The organism is Chitinophaga nivalis (genome assembly GCF_025989125.1).
Lineage (GTDB): Bacteria > Bacteroidota > Bacteroidia > Chitinophagales > Chitinophagaceae > Chitinophaga > Chitinophaga nivalis.
Genome location: NZ_JAPDNR010000001.1, coordinates 7354568 through 7377825 on the forward strand (window position 1 = coordinate 7354568; position 23258 = coordinate 7377825).

Sequence of the window (23258 nt, forward strand, 5' to 3'; positions counted from 1 at the left end):
CAAACCGTTTTAATAATCGTTTTTAATAGTGATATAATTGTTAAAAAAAAGTGTGTGTACCTGGAGGCTATCAGCCCTGTAACAACTGCTTATTCAGATAAGCAGCCAGTGCTGCAGCATTCTCTTTCCTGATCATATTATCGTGGCTACCCGGCGCTGTGTGCGTATGAATGGTCTGGATATAATCCGTCCATCCAAGGGTATCATCGAAGCCTAATGCTGCCCAGTCCTGTTCTGCTGCCCTGATCACCGTCACGGGTGTTGTTATTTTTCCGGTAGCCGCATAACGCATAGTCGAATTTGCTGCCAGTAAACGGAACAAACGTACCTGCAGATCCTGCGCTCCAAATTCAGTGAAGCATTTTTCGGTAATAACTGCTGTCATATAGGCGCGCATGTCTGCCTCCGGTAATTGCTCCATTGCTGCCTGCAGGGTGGCCATCCACTCCGGATACGGTTGCTGTAACAAGCCGTATTCTTCCAGGTAGTCCGCCATATCGCCCAGCATACCCGCGGCAGTCACCGGTATATTGCCGGCATCCGCTACAGTATCCAGGATAGCGGCGAAGTGTACCTGTTCTGCCTGCGCTTCCAGCTGCCGGATCATTTCATGTACTACTTTACCACCGAAAGAGTGTCCTACCAGCTGGTAAGGCCCAACAGGCTGTACTTCTTTCATCCAGTGAATGTTCTGCGCTGCAATACCAGCGATGGTTTCCAGCGGCGTCTCTCCTTCGAGCACGCCCATCATATTCAATCCGTATACCGGTCCGGCAGCATCCAGCTGGTTGGCCAGTTCTTCGTAACCGTCAGTGATACCAGCACCACCCGGCACAATGAATACCGCCTGATTACCCGGTGCATTCCGGAGTAATACGATATGCTCATTACGGTTGGTCGTAGCATCCTCCGACTGATCTGCCAGCAACGCAGCCTGTTCTGCTACTGTTTTGAACAACATCAGCTCACTCAACCGGATGCTGTAACCCAGTTTCCGGATGCGGGCCAGCAAACGCACGGCCGCGAGAGAGTGTCCGCCCAGTTCAAAGAAATTATCGTATATGCCTACGCGTTGTACATCCAGTAATTCCTGCCATACAGCTGCCAGACTTGTTTCGATCGCATTGCGCGGAGCGGTGTAGGTATGGCTCAGCCACTCCTCTGCCTGTGTTAAGGCCGGTAAACGTTTCCGGTTGATTTTTCCATTGGCAGTCAATGGCATTTCCGCCAGTGGTACCCAGATAGCTGGTACCATGTATTCCGGCAGGCGGCTGCGCAGGTATTCCTGTATCACTGTTTTATCAAATTCGCCGGCAGTTACGACATAACCTACCAGGCGTTTATTACCGGAGCTTTCTGTCTGTGCCAGTACCACACCCTGTGTTACCAGACCACTTTGCTGCAGCACACGTTCTATTTCGCCCAGCTCTACGCGGTATCCACGAATCTTCACCTGATCATCGATACGACCCATATACACAATACTTCCATCGGGCAACCAACGCGCCAGGTCACCGGTTCTGTACAAGCGACTGCCTGCTGCGGTGCTGAAAGGATGTGGAACGAATTTTTCTGCCGTCAGTTCCGGTTGATTCAGGTAACCTCTCGCTACCCCATTTCCGCCGATACACAGTTCGCCACTTACCCCTACCGGCACCAGTCCGCCATAAGGATTCAGGATATAAGCAGTGGTGCGGGAGAAAGTAGTACCTACCGGTACCCCGTGGTAAGTGCGATTCACATCTACGATGTGCATACATTTACCAATGGTGGTTTCTGTAGGACCGTAGTGATTCACAATGCGGCACGCAGTTCCGGCGGCACTTACCGCCGTGATCACATCCTGCTGTAATGCTTCTCCACCAAAGATCAGGAGTTGCTTCGGCAGCAACAGCGCTGTATCTGTACACAATGCTTTCCAGTGGGATGGTACAATTTTCAAACAATCGATCGGGTGTGCATTAAAGTAATCCTGCAGAAGTGCCGCATCATTAATGCTTTCTTCCGAGATGATATGTAAAGCACCACCGGTGGCCAATGAGCCATATATTACGGTATTACCCAGATCGGTAGCAATTGTTGGAATCAGGGCGAAGGTGCGGCAGGCAGCGATATCAATTCTTTCGCACAAACCGTTCACGTAATCCACCAGGCTATGATGTTCAATCATTACCCCTTTAGGCTGGCCGGTAGAACCGGAAGTATAGATCACATAAACCAGTCCATCTGCGCTGCTGTAGTTAATTTTGGCCGGCACCGATTTCTGTTTGCCAATTGTTGGCCACTCTGCCTTGATATCGATCCAGGTGAGGGAATCATCTGGTTGTTGTATTTGTTCACGTATAGCCGTATCCGCGAGTACGACGCGACAGGCGGTATCTGCCAGTATAAACGCTTTCCGGTCTGACGGGAAAGACGGGTCAATCGGCACATAGGCCGCACCTGCTTTCAAGATACCCAGTATAGCTACCAGCATTTCGGTACTTCTCTCCATACATACCGGTACCAGGCTTTCTGCTTTCACGCCTTTCTTTCTCAGGTAGTGCGCCAGCTGATCCGATTTTTTCTCCAGCTCTTTGTACGTTAATACCGTTCCTTCATACGCTACTGCGGTCGCAGCGCCCTGTTTGGCTACCTGTGCGGTAAACAGGTCTACGATTGTTGCAGCCTCCTGTTTATGTTGATTAGGAGAGATCGTATTGAATACATGTAATTTTTCATATCCTTCTTCTGCTGTGAGCAGTGGCAGTACGCCTATTTCCTGGGAAGGCTGGCATACGATGGACCATAACAGTTGTTCGTAGTGAGCGGCCATCCGTTCGATGGTGGCTGCTGCAAACAGGTCTGTTCTGTATTCAATGCTCAGTTCCAGGTCGCCGTTGTTTTCTGTTACCGTGAAGTTCAGTTCGAACTTGGCACTTACGGCGGCTGGTTCATCCACGGATAATTCCAATTCACCTAATGCCAGGCCGGTAGCAGCCGGCATGTTCTGTAAGGAGAACATAACCTGGAATAATGGCGTGCGGCTCATATCGCGGTCTTTCACCACGGCTTCCACTACTTTTTCAAAAGGCATATCCTGATGGGCATATCCTTCCAGCATGGTTTCCTTCACTTGTTGCAACAGGCTGGTAAAGGCAGGATTACCTTCCAGGTTGCTACGCACGGCCAGGGTATTGATGAAGTATCCGACCAGTGCTTCTGCTTCCTGCTGCGTTCTGCCTGCCAGTGGTGTACCGATACAGATATCTGTCTGACGGCTGTAATGGTGCAACAACACTTTGCAGGCAGCCAGCAAAGTCATGAAAAGGGTGGCGCCCTGTTGCTGGCTGAAATGGTTGATTTTATCTACCAGTAAACGATCCATGTCGAACCGTAATACCTGTCCTTCTGTACTTTGTACAGCCGGACGTGGATAATCCAGTGGCAGATCCAACGGTTCCAGGTCGGCCAGTTGCCGGCGCCAGTAATGCTGTTGTTGTGTTAACACCTCACCGGTAATGTAAGACCGTTGCCATAATGCATAGTCTGCATATTGTATTGGCAGTGGCGGTAAGTCCGGTTGCTGTTGGTGCTCATAAGCAGTATATAATGCAGTTAGTTCTTCTACAATGATAGCCATCGACCAGCCATCGGATGCGATGTGGTGCATCACGATCATCAGCAGGTGTTCTTTTTCTGCGAGGGCTATTACACCGGCACGCAGCATGTAATCTGCCGACAGATCAAATGGTTGCTGTATGAAACCAGCGATGGTTTCCTGTACATCATCTCCTTTATCTGTGAGTGCCAGCTGCCAGTTGTCGGCAGTTAATATATGTTGATATCCTTGTCCTTCCTGTTCCCGGATAACGGTTCTCAACACTTCATGGCGTGCTATTACGCCACGGATGGCATATTCCAGTGCTGCAGTATTGATGGTACCTTTTAAGCGCAATACCACCGGCATATGATAGTGTACACTACCTTCCAGCTGATCGATGAACCACAGGCGTTCCTGGCTGAATGATAACGGCAACTGCGCAGGTCTGTCGGTGATGGCAGTTATTGGCGGTAATATTACTTTATTACCCTGGCGGTCAATAAACGCACCCAATGCAGCAATGTTCAGCTGTACGAATACATCCTTCACGGTCAGCTCTACCGCCAGTGCTTTACGCACGGCTGCAATCAACCGGATCACCAGTAAGGAGTGGCCTCCCAGTTCAAAGAAACTATCGTGTATCCCTATCCGTTGTATGCCCAGCAGTTCCTGCCAGATACTTACCAGCTGATATTCTGTGGCCGTACGCGGCGCTTCGTATGCATTGTCTTTTAAGATGCTGGTTTCCGGTTCCGGTAATGCCTTGCGATTTACCTTACCATTGGTGGTTAATGGAATTTCTTCCAGTATTACCCACAAAGCAGGCACCATATATTCCGGCAGATGGATTTTCAGGTGAGCCTGTACCGCATCGCGGCTGAATCCTTCTTTTGGTACCACATATCCTACCAGCTGTTTGGTACCGGTATGATCTGTTTTCGCGAGTACAACCCCATTGCTCACAAGGCCACTTTGTTGCAGCACGTGTTCAATCTCTCCCAGCTCAATACGGAAACCACGGATCTTCACCTGGTCATCTATACGACCCAGGTATTCCAGGTTACCATCGGCATACCAACGCGCCAGGTCACCCGTGCGGTATAAACGTTCGCCCGCTGCAAAAGGACTGGCGATGAAGCGGGTAGCCGTCAGCTCGTCGCGGTTCAGGTAACCACGCGCTACGCCGGCGCCGCCGATATACAATTCTCCGGCTACACCTACCGGCACCAGTGATTGGTGACTGTCCAGGATGTAGGCCGTTAAAGTAGGAATAGGTTTACCGATTACACTGGCGCTGCTGTTTACATGCGCAGCTGTCAGTTCCTGATAGGTTACGTGTACGGTAGTTTCCGTAATACCATACATGTTGATCAGGCGGCTGGCCGGATACAGCTCCTGCCAAGGCTTCAGCTTCGCCGGATTCAGCGCTTCACCACCGAAGATCACATACCGAATGGTAGTGGTGTTTGTACGGGCGGTCAGGTAATCCTGTACTACGTAGAAGGAAGATGGGGTTTGGTTCAATACCGTTACACCTTCACTGATCAGCAATTCACCGAACAAGCCGGTATCCTGCGTCACTTCTTTCGGTACTACCACCAGGCGACCACCATAGAATAAGGCGCCATACATCTCCCATACAGAGAAGTCGAAACAGAAGGAGTGGAACATCGTCCATACATCACTGCTGTTAAAATCATACAGCGGTTTATCTGTTTCAAATAAACGTACTACGTTTTCGTTTTCGATCAATACGCCTTTCGGACGACCGGTAGAACCGGAGGTATAAATCACATACGCTACGTGTTGCGGTAAACGTACTACCGGCACCGTTGTTACCGGCTGTGCACTGATCGCTGCTGTCTCTCCGTCTATCACTACCCGGTTGGCAATATGTGCAAACAGGTGTTCATTACTGCGCTGACATACCACTACCTGTGCAGCCGTATCTTCCAGCATGTAATGAATACGATCTTCCGGATACAGTGGATCCATCGGTACATAGGCGCCACCTGCTTTCAGGACACCCAACATCGCCACAATCATATCCAGGCTACGTTCTGCGCAAACAGGCACCAGGGTTTCCGGTTGTACACCTTTGCTGCGCAGGTAATGTCCCAGCTGATTGGCACGGGCATCCAGTTCACCATAAGTCAGTTTTTCGGAGGCGTATACCACCGCTACGGCATCAGGTGTACGTAAAGCCTGTGCTTCCAGCAGGTCTACGATGGTTTTATCTTTCGGATAACCAGCGGTTTCTCCTTTAAATACGGTAAGTAATTGTGTTTCTTCTGCAGCAGACAACATCGGTAATTCACTGAGTGATTGTGCCGGTGTTGCGGCGATAGCCTGCAGCAATTGCTCATAGTGCGCAGCCATCCGCACGATGCTTTCTTCGCGGAATAAATCCGTGCAGTATTCCACACTTAATGCCAATCCATCTGCCTGTTCTTCTATTACAAAGCTCAGGTCAAATTTGGCGGTGGTATGTGGTGTTTCTTTTTCTGACAAGGTTAATCCATCCAGGGAGAATGCACCTCCTTCTTCGATATCCGGCGTATTCTGCAACACAAACAATACCTGGAACACGGGTGTTCTGCTGAGGTCACGGTTTTTAGTAACCAGGTCTGCCACTTTCTCAAACGGCGTATCCTGGTGTTGATAACCGGCCAGCAAGGTATCTTTTACCTGTTGCAGTAAAGCGGTGAAGGCCGGATTGCCACCCAGGTCGTTACGTACGGCGATGGTGTTGACAAAGAACCCGATCAGCGCTTCTATCTCCTGCTGGCTTCTGCCGGCCACCGGTGTACCCACACAAATATCTTCCTGTCCGCTGTAGCGATGTAATAACACCTGGAAGGCTGCCAGTAACGTCATGTACAGGGTAACGCCTTCCTGGCGGCTCAGTTCATTCAGCTGTGTGTTTAAGGAAACAGGCAGCTGGAAATTCATCATAGCACCGCGGGTACTTTGGGTAGCTGGTCTGGTGAAATCAGTCGGCAGGTCCAGCGTAGCCACACCAGATAACTGTTGTTTCCAGTAAGCCTGTTGTTGCGCCAATACTTCTCCTGACAGGTAGTTACGTTGCCAGATGGCAAAGTCGGCGTATTGTACCTGCAGCGCCGGTAAATCCGCCTCACGGTTACCTATATACGCACTGTACAACGCTGTCAGCTCACCGATGATAATACCGGAAGACCAGCCATCGGAAGCAATGTGGTGCGTATTGATCACCAAGATATATTCGGTAGCAGCTACCCGTAACAAACCTGCACGCAGCATATAGTCACGCGCCAGATCAAACGGTGTTTCTGCCAGCGCAGCAATCAGGGACTCCAGCTGATCGCCGGCATCCTGTATGGTTAAGGTCCAGTTTTCAGCAGGTAATACCTGCTGATAACCGATACCCTCTTCTTCTATAATCACAGAACGTAATACCTCATGGCGTACTACAATTTCCCGCAACGCCGCCTCTAATGCCACGGTATTCACCGTTCCTTCCAGTTTCAATATGGCCGGAATATGGTAATGTGTGCTACCTTCCAGACGATCGATGAACCACAAACGTTCCTGGCTATACGATAATGGGATACGTTCCGGACGTGGCTGTACCACTGTTACCGGCGGTAAGGAGGTCTGACCCGTGTCTCCTGATACACGTGCAGCCAGTGTGGCTACCGTCGGATACAGGAATACTTCTTTCACCGTCAGCTCTACTGACAACGCTTTCCGTAACTGCGACAGCAAACGGATCGCCAGCAGGGAGTGACCACCCAACTCAAAGAAATTATCGTATATGCCTACACGCTCTACGCCCAGCAGTTGTTGCCAGATAGCCGCCAGCTGCGTTTCTGTTTCGTTACGTGGCGCTACATAGGTACGTTGCTGGATGGCATCGCCTACCGGATCTGGTAACGCTTTCTTATCTACTTTTCCATTCGCTGTCAGCGGGAAAGCTGGCAGTTCTACCAGCACAGGAATCATATACTCCGGCAGCTGCTCCTGTAACCATGCCTGCAACACCTCGCGTTTGTACTCCGGTGTTACCACCAGGTAACCCACCAGGCGTTTGATGCCGCTTTCATCGGCTTTCGCTACCACTACTGCTCCGGTTACTGTCTCATGTAAATGCATCGCATTTTCGATCTCACCCAGCTCAATGCGGTAACCACGAATCTTCACCTGGTCATCTATACGACCCAGGTATTCTATATTGCCATCAGGCAGCCAGCGACCTACGTCACCTGTTTTATACATACGGCCACCGTGATATGGATCGGCTATGAATTTTTCTGCCGTCAGGGCATCACGGTTCAGGTAACCACGCGCTACACCGATACCACCTACGGCTATTTCTCCCGGTACGCCATAAGGGCATAAGCCATGACCTGCATCCAGTACATACAGGTGCAGGTTCTGCACTGCTTTACCTACCGGCACATTCGCCGATACCGGCGCTTCCCGCATGAAGTAGAAGCTCACATCATCAGAAGCTTCCGTTGGACCATAGGCATTTACTACCGGAATACGGCCAAACGCAGGATGCGCAAACCATTGTTCCAGCAGCTGCCGTGATACCGCTTCTCCCGTTACCAGCAAATATTGCAGCGCCGACAGCTGTACGCCGCCATCATCCTGCAATACCGCCGTCAGGTAAGAAGGTACCAGCTGCAGTAAGGTAATACCACGTGCTTCTACATCGCGGATCATCGCATCCGGACGCAGGATCAGCGATTCCGGATAAATCACCGTACAACCTCCGCACAACAATGTGTTGATCATCTGCCAAACAGAAATATCAAACGTATATGGCGCCGTAAATGCCAGGGAAGTGGCTGCATTCATCTCAAACTCCGTGATCATCGCCAGCAGGTGATTGAGCAGCCCCGCATGTTCTACCAGTACGCCTTTCGGCTTGCCCGTAGAACCGGAAGTATAAATCACATACGCCAGTTGTTGCGGCGTAGTGGTGATAACAGGATTCGTTATCGGATACTGTGCCAGTATCTCCTGATCGCCATCCATAGAAATGATGGCCGTACCGGCAGGAATCACTCCCCGGCTGGCTTCAGAGGATACCAGTATCGTAGCGTTACTATCTTCTAAAATATAACCGATACGTTCGGCCGGGAATTTAGGATCAATCGGTACATATGCACCACCGGCTTTTATAATGCCGACAACACCGATGATCATTTCCAGGGAACGTTCTATACAGATCGGTACCAGCGTATCTGTCTTCACACCCGCCTGTATCAGGTGATGTGCCAGCTGATTGGCTTTCGCCAGCAAAGCACCGTATGTCAGTGTGGTTTCATTAAATGCCAGCGCAATCGCATCCGGTGTCAGCTGTGCCTGTTCTTCAAACAGCTGCACAAAAGTTTTATCGGCAGGATAAGGAACTACCGGACCACTGAATTGCTGCAGTAAGGTGGTAGCCTCTTCCTGTGCCAGTATCGACAGCTGGTTGATCTGTTGTTGCGGATTGGCTACGATCGCCTGTAACAGCTGCTCGTAGTGGCCAGCCATACGGTTGATGGTAGCTGCTGCAAACAGATCGGTACAATATTCAATGTTTAGTGATAAATCATGCGGACCTTCGGAAAGGGTGAATGTCAGGTCAAACAAGGCAGTAGTTTGTTCCGGCTCTTCTACCAGGAAGGCGGCTTCGCTCCAGGCAGCACGGGATACTTCCGGCGCCTGCTGCAGTTCAAACATCACCTGGAAGATCGGACTTCTGCTGAGGTCACGGGTTTTCACGACCGCTTCCACTACCTTTTCAAAAGGCATTTCCTGGTGTTCATATCCTTCCAGCAACGTTGTTTTGAGTTGTTGCAACAATTCCACGAAAGCAGGCGCACCACTCAGGTCGCTGCGTACTGCCAGGGTATTGATAAAGAATCCGACCAGTCCTTCTACTTCCTGCTGACCTCTACCTGCTACCGGTGTACCTACACAGATATCTTCCTGCGCGCTGTAGCGGAACAACAATACTTTAAAGGCAGCCAGCAACGTCATATAAAGCGTAGCCCCCTGTTGCAGACTCAGTTGGTTCAGTGATGCCGCAAGTGGTAATGGCAGCGGGAATTGTAACACGGCGCCATTACGGCTTTCCTGTACAGGCCGCACATAATCTGTTGGCAGATTAAGCGGTTCCACACCGGATAATTTTTTGCGCCAGTAAGCGATCTGACGGGCCAGTACATCCCCTTGCAGGTAAGCACGTTCCCAGATGGCATAATCAGCATATTGCAATGGCAACGGCTCCAGTTCTACTGGCTGTTGCGTTACATAGGCACTGTACAAAGCCGTCAGTTCACGAATCACTACCGACATAGACCAGCCATCGGAAGCAATGTGGTGCATGGTAATCACCAATGCCTGTACATCGCCGGATAAGCTGAACAATGCAGCGCGCATCATGTAGTCTGCTGACAGGTCGAATGGTTGCTGGATAAAGGCAGCCATCCGTTGTTGCGGCTGTGCCCCACCCTCGGCAATTAACATCTTCCAGTTGCCGGCTGGCAATATTTCCTGGAAGCCTGTTTCCTCTTCTGCGGACTGCCGTATAACGGTACGCAGGGATTCATGTCGTTCTACAATGTATTGCAATGCATACTGCAATGCATCCCGGTTTACATCACCTTCCAGTTTCAGCACTACCGGAATATGATAGTGTACACTGCCTTCCAGCTGATCAATGAACCACAGACGTTCCTGACCAAAAGACAATGGAATGCGGGCAGGTCTTTCCTGTTTGCTGATCACCGGCAATAAGGTACCGGAGCCTTGCTGTTGTTGTACATAAGCTGCCAGTGAGGCAATATTGGTATGTACAAACAGGTCTTTTACAATCAGCTCTGCAGATAAGGCCTTGCGGATAGCTCCCATCAGGCGTATCGCCAGCAGGGAGTGTCCACCCAGTTCAAAGAAATTATCGTATATACCTATCCGTTGGATACCTAACAACTCCTGCCAGATATTCACCAGGGTATTTTCAATGGTATTGCGGGGAGCAGTATAGCTGCGGCCAATGAGATCGCCGGCATCCGGATCCGGTAAAGCCTTGTGATTGACTTTTCCGTTAACCGTCAACGGCATTTCATCCAGGGTAACCCATAAAACAGGTACCATGTAATCCGGCAGCTGTGCTTTCAGCCAGGTCTGTATACCTTCCTTATCAAATCCTGGCGCCGCCACGATGTAGGCTACCAGACGTTTACCGCCGGTGGCATCTGCTTTGGCCAGCACCACACATTGTACTACTCCTTCGGATTGTTGCAGTACGTTTTCGATTTCTCCCAGCTCAATACGGTAACCGCGGATCTTCACCTGATTATCGGCACGACCCACAAATTCAATGTTACCATCCGGGAGCCAGCGACCGATATCGCCGGTACGGTATACCCGTTGTCCGGGCTGGAAAGGATTCTCTATGAATTTCTCCGCCGTCATTTCCGGCAGATGCAGATAACCTTTTGCCAAACCATCTCCACTCACCAATATTTCTCCCGGTACGCCTATCGGTACATGTTGCAGGTGTTTATCCACTACGTAAGCGCCGCGGTTACTCAACGGACGCCCTATTGGCACCGTAACCGGATAATCTGTTCCTGTTACCGGGTAATATAAAGCGTACGTAGTGTTTTCAGCAGGGCCATACATATGCAGCAGGTGCAATGCAGGATAAGCAGCTCTTAACCGTACCATGTGTTCTGCGGAAACTTTTTCACCTCCGGTGAATACATAGGTTAATCTCTCAAAAACAGTAATATCGGTGTTGATCAACTGATTGAACCAGGCCGTTGTTAAGAAGAGCGTATTCACTGCTTGCTCCTGCAGCAACTGTTTCAGTAAGCCGCTATCCAGCAGGGTTTTCTCAGGGCTCAGGATCAGACGGCCGCCATTCAGGAGCATACTCCAGTATTCGAAGGTTACCGCATCAAATGAAATAGCACCGGTAGATAACAGTACCTGTGTTGGTGCAAACGGATAGTAATCTGCTTCTTTCACCAGACTCACCACATTCCTGTGGGTAAGGATCACGCCTTTGGGCGTACCGGTGGATCCGGAAGTATACACGATGATAGCCGCATCTTCCGGTGATAACACAGGTGCCGTCCATGCCGTTATATCCAATTTCTCCAACTCATGCAGCTGATCAATGCAGATGATATTACCGGTGATGTCTGCTGCGGCAAATATTGTTTGTTGATAATCGCTGGTGGTTAATATCAGGCTGCTGCCCACATTTTCCCGGATGAACCGGATACGTTCCAATGGATAGGCCGGATCAACGGGAACATAAGCCGCACCCGCTTTCAGCACACCCAGGATACATACCATCATGTCAATATGCTTGTCCATGCACACGGGTATCAGCATACCTGTTGTTACGCCTTGCTGATGCAGGTAATGGGCCAGACGGGTGGTCTGTTCATCCAGTTCCTGATAGCTCAGGCGGGTATCTTCGTATACCAGGGCAATCGCATCTGGTCTGGCGGCTACCTGTTCTGCAAAGATGGCCACCATGGTTTTATCTTTCGGATAACTTACCACGGTACCTGCGAACATCGGCAACAGCTGCGCCAGTTCTGCTTCCGGTAAGCGGAAGCTCGTATGCATCAGCGCCTCATCCTGATGGAGGAAAGCTTCCAGTACCAGGTTGGAATAATCCAGCAAGTCCTGTATGTGTTTACCTGATTTCAGTTTTTTCCGGAGTGAATATTCTACCTGTAACTGATTACCGGTAATACTTACCGTACAATCCAGGAAGGTGTTGGTTAACTCATGGTCGCGGATCTTCACTTCCTCCTGACTTTCCAGCTGTCCGGCAGCAGTAGCGTCTTCACCCAGTTTCTCGTATACGTGGAAGTTGACAAAGTTGAAGATGGCATCGAAGAATGGATTCTCTTCCGCTGTTTGTTCACCGGTTATTTTGGTGATTTCAAAGAGACTGGTCCGATCGCGTTCTTTCAGCTGTACCAGTTTATCTTCTATCTGTGCGAAATAAGTTTTCCAGGTAGTGGATTGTCTTTCCAGTTGCATGCGCAGCGGAATGGTGTTCAGGAAACAGCCCAGCAGGCGGTCGCCATCTTCCAGTACCGGTCTGTTGTTTGTAACCAGACCAACAGTCACCTCTTCTTCATGTGTCAGCAGGTTCAGGGCAAACAGATAAGCGCCGAGGAAAAGTCCTTTCATCGATATTTTATCCCGCTGCGCCTTTTCTTTCAGCTGCTGATAGAAAGCCGGTGCATAACGGTAAGTCATGGCTTCCGCGGCAGTTTCCCTGGAGAAGATATCCAGGCGTTTGTAATCTGCCAGTTCATTTTTCCAGAATACCAGGTTAGCATCATTCCTCTTTGCTACCAGGCTTTCTATGATATAATCCTTATAGCTGCATTTCAGCGGTACCACTGGTATGGCAGCCTGTTGCTCCAGCAACATATCACACAGCGTAAATAATTCTGTATTCAGGGACGCCACACTCCAGCCATCCAGGATGGCGTGATGGAACTGGAATACGAGCAGGTTATGCTCTTTCAGCCGGAACACGCTGGCTTTCCACAACGGCGCTTTATCCACCACGAAAGGTGTTTTTCTTTCTTCCGCCAGGTATTCCTCTACGGTTTGTTTTACCAGGTTGCCGGAGGCATCCTGCAAATCAAACCAATCAATATGTATATCTACCTTGCTGTATACTACCTGCAGATCCTGTTCATCCTTTCCAATGTGGAAAGCGGTTCTCAGGATGCTGTGTTTAGCGGCTAATAACCGGTAAGCTTCCTGCAGGATTTCCGGCGTAAAGGCCGCCGTCATTTCGTATACGAACTGATCGTGGTACAAGGCATCTGCCGGATTTACCAGCGACACATAGATCATACCCCTTTCAATATCACTCATGGGGTATACATCTTCTACCAATGCTGCATCTGCCAGCTGAGGTAACACCTTGTTACGCAGTTCTTCCAATTCTGCTTTTACAGCTTCATATAATCTGGCTGTATCGTCGGCTTTTGTTTTTTCATCGAGCAAGGCGCCCAGTTGTGCAATCGTAGCTGCCTGGTAAACTTCAAATACTTTTACCTGTTTTTCCAGGACGCTGGCTATTTTGCTCACTACTTTAATTACCCGGATGGAATCACCGCCCAACGCGAAGAAATTATCGTGTATCCCTACCCGTTGTATGCCCAGCAGCTCCTGCCAGATATTCACCAGCTGGTGTTCTGTTTCTGTGCGTGGCGCTACGTATTCGTTGTCTGTCAGCAGGTCTGCATCCGGTTCTGGTAATGCTTTCCTGTTTACCTTACCATTGGTGGTTAATGGAATTTCTTCCAGTATTACCCACAAGGCAGGCACCATATATTCCGGCAGATGGATTTTCAGGTGAGCCTGTACCGCATCACGACTGAATCCTTCTTTTGGTACCACATATCCTACCAGCTGTTTGGTGCCGGTATGATCTGCTTTTGCGAGTACAACACCATTGCTCACCAGACCACTTTGTTGCAGCACATGTTCAATCTCTCCCAGCTCAATACGGAAACCACGGATCTTCACCTGGTCATCTATACGACCCAGGTATTCCAGGTTACCATCGGCATACCAACGTGCCAGGTCACCCGTGCGGTATAAACGCTCGCCCGCTGCAAAAGGACTGGCGATGAAACGGGTAGCCGTCAGCTCGTCGCGGTTCAGGTAACCACGCGCTACGCCGGCGCCGCCGATATATAATTCTCCGGCTACACCTACCGGCACCAGTGATTGGTGACTATCCAGGATGTAGGCCGTTAAAGTAGGAATAGGTTTACCAATTACACTGGCACTGCTGTTGACATGCGCAGCTGTCAGTTCCTGATAGGTTACGTGTACAGTGGTTTCTGTAATACCATACATGTTGATCAGGCGACTGGCCGGATACAGCTCCTGCCAAGGCTTCAGCTTCGCCGGATTCAGCGCTTCCCCACCGAAGATCACATACCGGATGGTAGTGGTGTTCGTACGCGCGGTCAGGTAATCCTGTACTACGTAGAAGGAAGATGGGGTTTGGTTCAATACGGTTACCCCTTCGCTGATCAGCAATTCACCGAACAAGCCGGTATCCTGTGTTACCGCTTTCGGTACGACCACCAGGCGACCGCCATAGAATAAGGCACCATACATTTCCCATACAGAGAAGTCGAAACAGAAAGAGTGGAACATCGTCCATACATCACTGCTGTTAAAATCATACAGCGGTTTATCTGTTTCAAATAAACGTACTACGTTTTCGTGTTCGATCAGTACGCCTTTCGGACGACCGGTAGAACCAGAGGTATAAATCACATACGCTACGTGTTGCGGTAAACGTACTACCGGCACCGTTGTTACCGGCTGCGCGCTGATGGCTGCGGCCTCTCCGTCTATCACTACCCGGTTGGCGATGTGCGTAAACAGGTGTTCATTACTGCGCTGACATACTACTACCTGTGCAGCTGTATCTTCCAGCATGTAATGAATACGATCTTCCGGATACAGTGGATCCATCGGTACATAGGCGCCACCCGCTTTCAGGACACCTAACATAGCCACAATCATATCCAGGCTGCGCTCTGCGCAAACAGGCACCAGGGTTTCCGGTTGTACACCTTTGCTGCGCAGGTAATGGCCCAGCTGATTGGCACGGGCATCCAGTTCCTGATAGGTCAGTTTTTCGGAGGCATATACTACCGCTACCGCATCAGGTGTACGTAAAGCCTGCGCTTCCAGCAGGTCTACAATGGTTTTATCTTTCGGATAACCAGCGGTTTCTCCTTTAAATACGTTGAGTAATTGTGTTTCTTCTGCCGCAGACAACATCCGCAGCTCGCTCAGTTTTTGTACCGGTGCGGCTACTATAGCCTGCAGCAATTGCTCATAGTGACGGGCCATCCGCTCAATGGTATCCGGACGGAATAAATCCGTGCAGTATTCCACTGACAGCGCCAATCCGTTTATTGTTTCTTCCAGCAGGAAGGTCAGATCAAATTTAGCGTTGGTATGCGCCGCTTCTTCTTCCAGGATGTTCAGACTGAAACCGGCATCACCCGCTTCTTCCGGCAGGTTCTGTAACACAAACATCACCTGTACCAGCGGACTGCGACTCATGTCACGGGTTTTCACCACAGTATCCACCACTTTTTCAAACGGCGTATCCTGGTGCTGATAAGCTGCCAGTAAGGTTTCTTTCACCTGCTGTAAGAGAGCCGTAAATACAGGATCACCACCGAGGTCGTTGCGGATAGCCAACGTATTGATGAAGAACCCGATCAGGCCCTCGATCTCCTGCTGACTTCTGCCTGCAATCGGCGTTCCTATGCAGATATCATCCTGGCTGCTATACCGATGCAACAGCACCTGGAAAGCAGTCATTAACGTCATGAAAAGCGTAACACCCTGTTGCTGACTCAAACGGTTCAATTGCTCCGTGAGTTCCAGGTTGAGGTGGAAGCTGGCAGCAGCGCCATTTCTACCCTGAATAGCCGGTCTCGTAAAGTCTGTTGGCAAGTCCAGCGTAGCCACACCGGACAACTGTTGTTTCCAGTAAGCCTGTTGCTGCGCCAACACATCACCTGACAGGTAGTTACGCTGCCAGATGGCAAAGTCGGCGTATTGAACCGGTAACTCCGGTAACACAGCCTCACGGCCATCCATATACGCACTATACAAAGCGGTGAGCTCACTTACTACGATGGAAGATGACCAACCATCAGAAGCAATGTGGTGCATATTGATCACCAAGATATGTTCGGTAGCAGACACCCGTAATAAACCTGCACGCAGCATATAGTCACGCGCCAGATCAAACGGTGTTTCTGCCAGCGCAGCAATCAGTACTTCCGGTTGCGTACCGGCATCTTGTATCGATAAGGTCCAGTTATCTGCCGGTAATACCTGCTGATAACCCGTACCGTCTTCTTCTATAATCACAGTGCGTAATACTTCGTGGCGCACCACAATCTGCTGCAATGCATACGATAGTCCCGCTACATCTACGGCGCCATTCAGTTTTAATACCGCCGGAATATGGTAATGGGTGCTACCTTCCAGGCGATCGATGAACCACAAACGTTCCTGGCTATACGATAATGGGATACGTTCCGGACGTGGCTGTACTGCTGTTACCGGTGGTAAGGAGGTCTGACCCGTGTCTCCGGATACCCGCGCAGCCAGTGTGGCTACCGTCGGATACAGGAATACTTCTTTCACCGTCAGCTCTACTGACAACGCTTTCCGTAACTGCGACAGCAAACGGATCGCCAGCAGGGAGTGACCACCCAACTCAAAGAAATTATCGTATATGCCTACACGTTCTACGCCCAGCAGTTGCTGCCAGATAGCCGCCAGTTGCGTTTCTGTTTCGTTGCGTGGCGCTACATACGTACGTTGCTGGATGGCATCGCCTACCGGATCAGGTAACGCTTTCTTATCTACTTTTCCATTCGCCGTCAGCGGGAAAGCTGGCAGTTCTACCAGCACAGGAATCATATACTCCGGCAGCTGCTCCTGTAACCATGCCTGCAACACCTCGCGTTTGTACTCCGGTGTTACCACCAGGTAACCCACCAGGCGTTTGATGCCGCTTTCATCGGCTTTCGCTACCACTACTGCTCCGGTTACTGTCTCATGTAAATGCATCGCATTTTCGATTTCACCCAGCTCAATGCGGTAACCACGAATCTTCACCTGGTCATCTATACGACCCAGGTATTCTATATTGCCATCAGGCAGCCAGCGACCTACGTCACCTGTTTTATACATACGGCCACCGTGATATGGATCGGCTATGAATTTTTCTGCCGTCAGGGCATCACGGTTCAGGTAACCACGCGCTACACCGATACCACCTACGGCTATTTCTCCCGGTACGCCATAAGGGCATAAACCATGGCCTGCATCCAGTACATACAGGTGCAGGTTCTGCACCGCCTTACCTACCGGTACATTCGCCGATACCGGTGCTTCCCGCATGAAGTAGAAGCTCACGTCATCAGAAGCTTCCGTTGGACCATAGGCATTTACTACCGGAATACGGCCAAACGCAGGATGCGCAAACCATTGTTCCAGCAGCTGCCGTGATACCGCTTCTCCCGTTACCAGCAAATATTGCAGCGCCGACAGCTGTACGCCGCCATCATCCTGTAATACCGCCGTCAGGTAAGAAGGTACCAGCTGCAGTAAGGTAATACCACGTGCTTCTACATCGCGGATCATTGCATCCGGACGCAGAATCAGCGACTCCGGATAAATCACCGTACAACCTCCGCATAATAACGTGTTGATCATCTGCCAAACAGAAATATCAAACGTATATGGCGCCGTAAATGCCAGGGAAGTGGCTGCATTCATCTCAAACTCCGTGATCATCGCCAACAGGTGATTGAGCAGCCCCGCATGTTCTACCAGTACGCCTTTCGGCTTGCCCGTAGAACCGGAAGTATAAATCACATACGCCAGTTGTTGCGGCGTAGTAGTGATAACCGGATTCGTTATCGGATACTGTGCCAGTATCTCCTGATCGCCATCCATAGAAATGATGGCCGTACCGGCAGGAATCACTTCCCGGCTGGTTTCTGAGGATACCAGTATCGTAGCGTTACTATCTTCTAAAATATAACCGATACGTTCGGCCGGGAATTTAGGATCAATCGGTACATATGCACCGCCGGCTTTCATAATGCCGACAACGCCGATGATCATTTCCAGGGAACGTTCTATACAGATTGGTACCAGCGTATCTGCCTTCACACCCGCCTGTATCAGGTGATGCGCCAGCTGATTGGCTTTCGCCAGCAAAGCACCGTATGTTAATGTGGTTTCATTAAATGCCAGCGCAATCGCATCCGGTGTCAGCTGTGCCTGTTCTTCGAACAGCTGCACAAAAGTTTTGCCAGTAGGATAAGGCACTACCGGACCACTGAATTGTTGCAGCAATGCGGCCGCTTCATCCGGCGCCAATATCGACAGTACATCGATCTGTTGCTGCGGATCAGCTACCACTGTGCGCAGTAACTGCTCATAATGCCGGGCCATCCGTTCGATGGTGGTGGCCGCAAAAATATCGGTGCAATACTCTACGCTCAGGAACAGGCCATTACCATTTTCTGACAGCGTGAAAGTAAGGTCAAATAAAGTAGTGGTATGTTGCGTTTCTTCCAGGGAGAAAGCAAAATCATCGTTTTCATCCTGAGATTTATCCGGTGATTGCTGCAGCTCAAACATTACCTGGAAGATCGGGCTTCTGCTGAGGTCACGTGTTTTCACTACGGTTTCTACCACTTTTTCAAATGGCATATCCTGGTGTGCGTATCCTTCCAGTAAGTTTGCTTTTACCTGTTGTAACAGCTGCTGGAAAGAAGGCGTGCCACTGAGGTCACTGCGGACAGCCAGCGTATTTACAAAGAAGCCCACCAGGCCTTCTACTTCGGCCTGTTTACGACCGGCTACCGGTGTACCCACACAGATATCTTCCTGGGCACTGTAGCGGTACATCAGTACCTTAAAGGCAGACAACAACGTCATGTATAACGTAGCTCCCTGTTGCAGGCTAAACTGATTCAGGGCGCCGGTTAATTCCTTATCCAGGGAGAATACCAGCACCGTACCGTTTCTGCTTTCATACAGCGGCCGTACGTAGTCGGTAGAGAGGTTCAGCACCTGCACACCGGCTAAGCGTTGCTTCCAGTAGGTTTCCTGTTTCGCCAGCAATGCGTCATCCAGGTGTGTTCTTTCCCAGATAGCGTAATCGGCATATTGCACCGGCAATGGCGCCAGCACAGGCGTACGTGCATGGATATACGCACTGTACAATTCTTTCAGCTCTTTAATCACAATTGCCGTAGACCAGCCATCAGAGGCGATGTGGTGTACCACAACGATGAGCATGTGCGCTTCTTCCGATAAAGAAATCAGCGATGCCCGCAACATATAATCGTTCGCCAGATCAAAAGGCGTATTGATATAAGCAGTAATATCTTCCCGTAATTCCGTACCGGTATGAATGGTGTCCATCTGCCAGCTATCTGCTGCAATAACTTCCTGGTAAGGATTACCATCGTCGGTTGTCTGACGGATAACGGTTCTGAGTACTTCGTGACGTTCCACGATATATTTCAGGGCATAAGCGAGGCCTTCGCGGCTGACAGCACCGGTTAAATTCAGGATCGCCGGAGAGTGATAGTGGGTGCTACCTTCCAGCTGATCAATAAACCATAAGCGTTCCTGTCCGAAAGACAACGGAATATGCGTGGGTCTCTCCTGTACTGTGATAGCGGGTAATATACCACCTGCTGACTGTAACGGGGTTACATACGCTGCCAGCTCGGCGATGGTCATGTATACAAAGAGGTCTTTGATTTCTACGGCCGCCTGCAGCTGTTCGCGGATAGCTACCTGCAAACGGATGATCAGCAGGGAGTGTCCGCCCAGTTCAAAGAAATTATCGTATATGCCTACCCGTTCTACTCCCAGGATATCCTGCCAGATGTTTACCAGCGTACTTTCCACGGGATTGCGCGGCGCTACGTAAGCTACGGTAGCAGATTCCTCACTTTCCGGATCAGGCAGTGTTTTACGGTTTACTTTACCGTTTACGGTGAGTGGCAGTTCGTTCATGGTTACCCATTGGGCCGGCACCATGTAATCCGGTAAACGGTCTTTCAGCCAGGCTTGTACAGCGGCTTTATCAAACTCCTCTTCCGGCACCACATACCCGATCAGGTATTTGCTGCCGCTATTGCCCACTTTAGCAATCACCACACACTGTTTCACCTGTGGGTGTTGCTGCAGTATATTCTCAATTTCTCCCAGCTCAATACGGAAACCACGGATCTTCACCTGGTCATCCGCACGACCCACAAATTCGATGTTACCATCTGGCAGCCAGCGAGCCAGGTCACCGGTACGATATACCCGTGCAGCCGGATTAAACGGATCAACGATAAATTTCTCCGCCGTCATTTCCGGCAGATGCAGGTAACCTGCGGCCAGACCGGAACCGCTCACCAGGATTTCACCCGGTACCCCTATTGGTACCAGCTGCTGGTGTTTATCGAGGATATAGGCGCCACGGTTGTACAACGGACGCCCAATCGGAATGGTACCCGGATAAGCGAATTCTGTTACCGGATAATACAGGGAGAACGTCGTATTTTCCGTAGGTCCGTATACGTGCACAATATTCAAGGCAGGATAAGCATGGCGCAGTTTCATCACATGCTCTACCGATACTTTTTCTCCACCTGTAAGTACATAATTCAGTCCGGCAAAGATTTCCACATCCGTATTCACCAGCTGATTAAACCAACCGGAAGTGATGAAGAAACCATTTACCTGTTTATCTATTAACAGCTGTTTTAACAGGCTGCTGTCCAGTAATTTTTTCTCAGGGCTCAACACCAGTTGTCCACCATTCAGCAAGGTACCCCAGTAGTCGAAGGTTACCGCGTCAAAAGAGGTGGAACCGGTAGATAATACAATGCTGTTTTCATTGAATGGGAAGTAAGCCGTGTCTTTCACCAGGCTCACTACGTTGCGGTGATTTACCAGCACACCTTTCGGATTACCGGTAGAACCGGAGGTATACATCACATAGGCCTGATCATCTGCTGTAAGCGCTACCACTGGCTGTACCGGGCTTTCCAGCGCAATCACATCTGCCATGATATCAATACAGATGCATTTACCTGCAAAACTTACCGCTTCAAACAAATCCTGCCAGTAGTCTAATGTTGTTAAGACCACACTGCTGCTGGTATCATCCAGTATAAAACGAAGACGTGCAGGCGGATGTGCAGGATCCAGCGGCACGTATACCGCACCCGCTTTCAGGATGGCCTGAATACCTACCATCATATCCACGCTTCTGTCGATACACACAGGAATCATCATGCCCGTGGTAACCCCTTCTGCCAGCAGGTAATGTGCCAGCTGATTCGAGAGTTCATCCAGTTGCCGGTAGGTCAGCTGGGCATCTTCAAATACCACTGCTACCGCATCCGGTCTGATCAGCGCCTGTTCTGCAAACAGGGTGGTAATGGTTTTGTTGTCCGGATAAGCGGTGGTTACGCCGGCTGCCAGTTGCAGCAAAGCATTCGCTTCTCCTTCCTGTAACATATTCAGGAAATCGATCTGTTGGGAAGGCTGTGCAACGATTGCTTTCAGCAGTTGTTCGTAGTGTCCCATCATTTGTATAATGGTCGCTTCCTTAAACAGGTCGGTGCAATATTCTACGTTCAGTACCAGCTCACCATCGGCTTCTCCCAGCATGAAAGAGAGATCTGATTTGGCAATGGTATGTGCGGTATTTTCCACAGACAAGGTGAGATCGCCTAATGTCAGATCTGGTGTTGCCGGTGTATTCTGCAACGTAAACATCACCTGGAATAAAGGACTGCGGCTACGGTCTCTCGTTTTCATAACCGTTTCCACCACCTTTTCAAAAGGTATATCCTGGTGATCATAGGCTGCCAGCAACGTTTCTTTTACCTGTGCCAGCAGGCCGATAAAGGTGGGGTTGTTACCCAGCTGATTTCTTACGGCCAGCATGTTGATGAAAAACCCGATCAGGTCTTCCAGCTCACGACGCCGTCTGCCGGCCAGTGGTGTACCTACACAAATATCTTCCTGTCCGCTGTAGCGATACAACAATACTTCAAAAGCAGCCAGCAATGTCATGTGCAGGGTAGCACCTTCCTGCTGGCTCAGTTTATTCAATGCACCGGTCAATGTACGATCGAGTACGCGACTGATAGCAGCACCATTGGTACTTTGTACGGCAGGACGCGGATAATCACCGGGTAAATTCAGCGGCTCCAGGTCTGCCAGCTGTTGCTGCCAGTATGCCTGCTGACCTGCGAGGATTTCGCCACTCAGGTATTCCCGTTGCCATACGGCAAAGTCGGCATATTGTATATCCATAGGTGGCAATGCCGGTGCTTCTCCTGCAGAGAAACCCGCATACAATGCCATCAGCTCATTTACAATTACAGACAGGGACCAGCCATCCGCAGCAATGTGATGTACGTTAATAGCCAGTACATGCTCCTGCTCCGTGAGCTTTATCAATCCCGCTTTCAACATATGATCTGCCTGCAGATCAAAGGGTGTTCTTATATATGCTGCTACGGTTTCTTCCAGCGTATCCGTGATTTCCACGTTATCCAGCTGCCAGCTATCCAGCTCCAGCAAATGCTGGTAAGCCTTCTTGCTTTGCTCAGATAAACGAATCACGGTGCGCAATACTTCATGCCGGTTAATAATGTATTGCAATGCCTGCTGTAAGGCCGCTTTGTTCAATGTACCTTTCAGTCTTAATACCGCCGGAATATGATAATGCACACTCCCTTCCAGCTGATCTATAAACCACAGCCTTTCCTGGCTGAATGACAACGGCAAGAGGGTATCGCCATCGCGGGGCACCGCAGTAATCCTATGCGTTTGCGCATTATCCTGCGATTTATTATCCTGGAAATAGGTGATGAGATATGCTTTATTGTTTCTCAGTTCATCCAGAAAAACATCATCTATTTCTGTATCCTCATGCATTTCAACGATCAGCTGATCATCATCCAGGAATATTTTAATTCCATTTTCATCAGCTTTCTGTAACAGTGCTTTTATTTCGGACAAATTAAAATCGGACATACTATAGGGTTAT

At 49.9% G+C, this 23258-nt stretch carries 1 protein-coding gene; it reads right to left on the minus strand.

All coding sequences use genetic code 11. From position 1 onward, the window contains the following. Nucleotides 1-70 precede the first annotated feature (70 nt). Complete coding sequence (locus OL444_RS26940; RefSeq protein WP_264728273.1) at nucleotides 71-23245, minus strand: non-ribosomal peptide synthase/polyketide synthase; 23175 nt, start codon at nucleotides 23243-23245, stop codon at nucleotides 71-73. Nucleotides 23246-23258: the final 13 nt, after the last annotated feature.

Coding starts and splice junctions, on each gene's coding strand:
- OL444_RS26940 (WP_264728273.1), bottom strand. CDS start 23,245: ATGTCCGATTTTAATTTGTCCGAAATAAAAGCACTGTTACAGAAAGCT.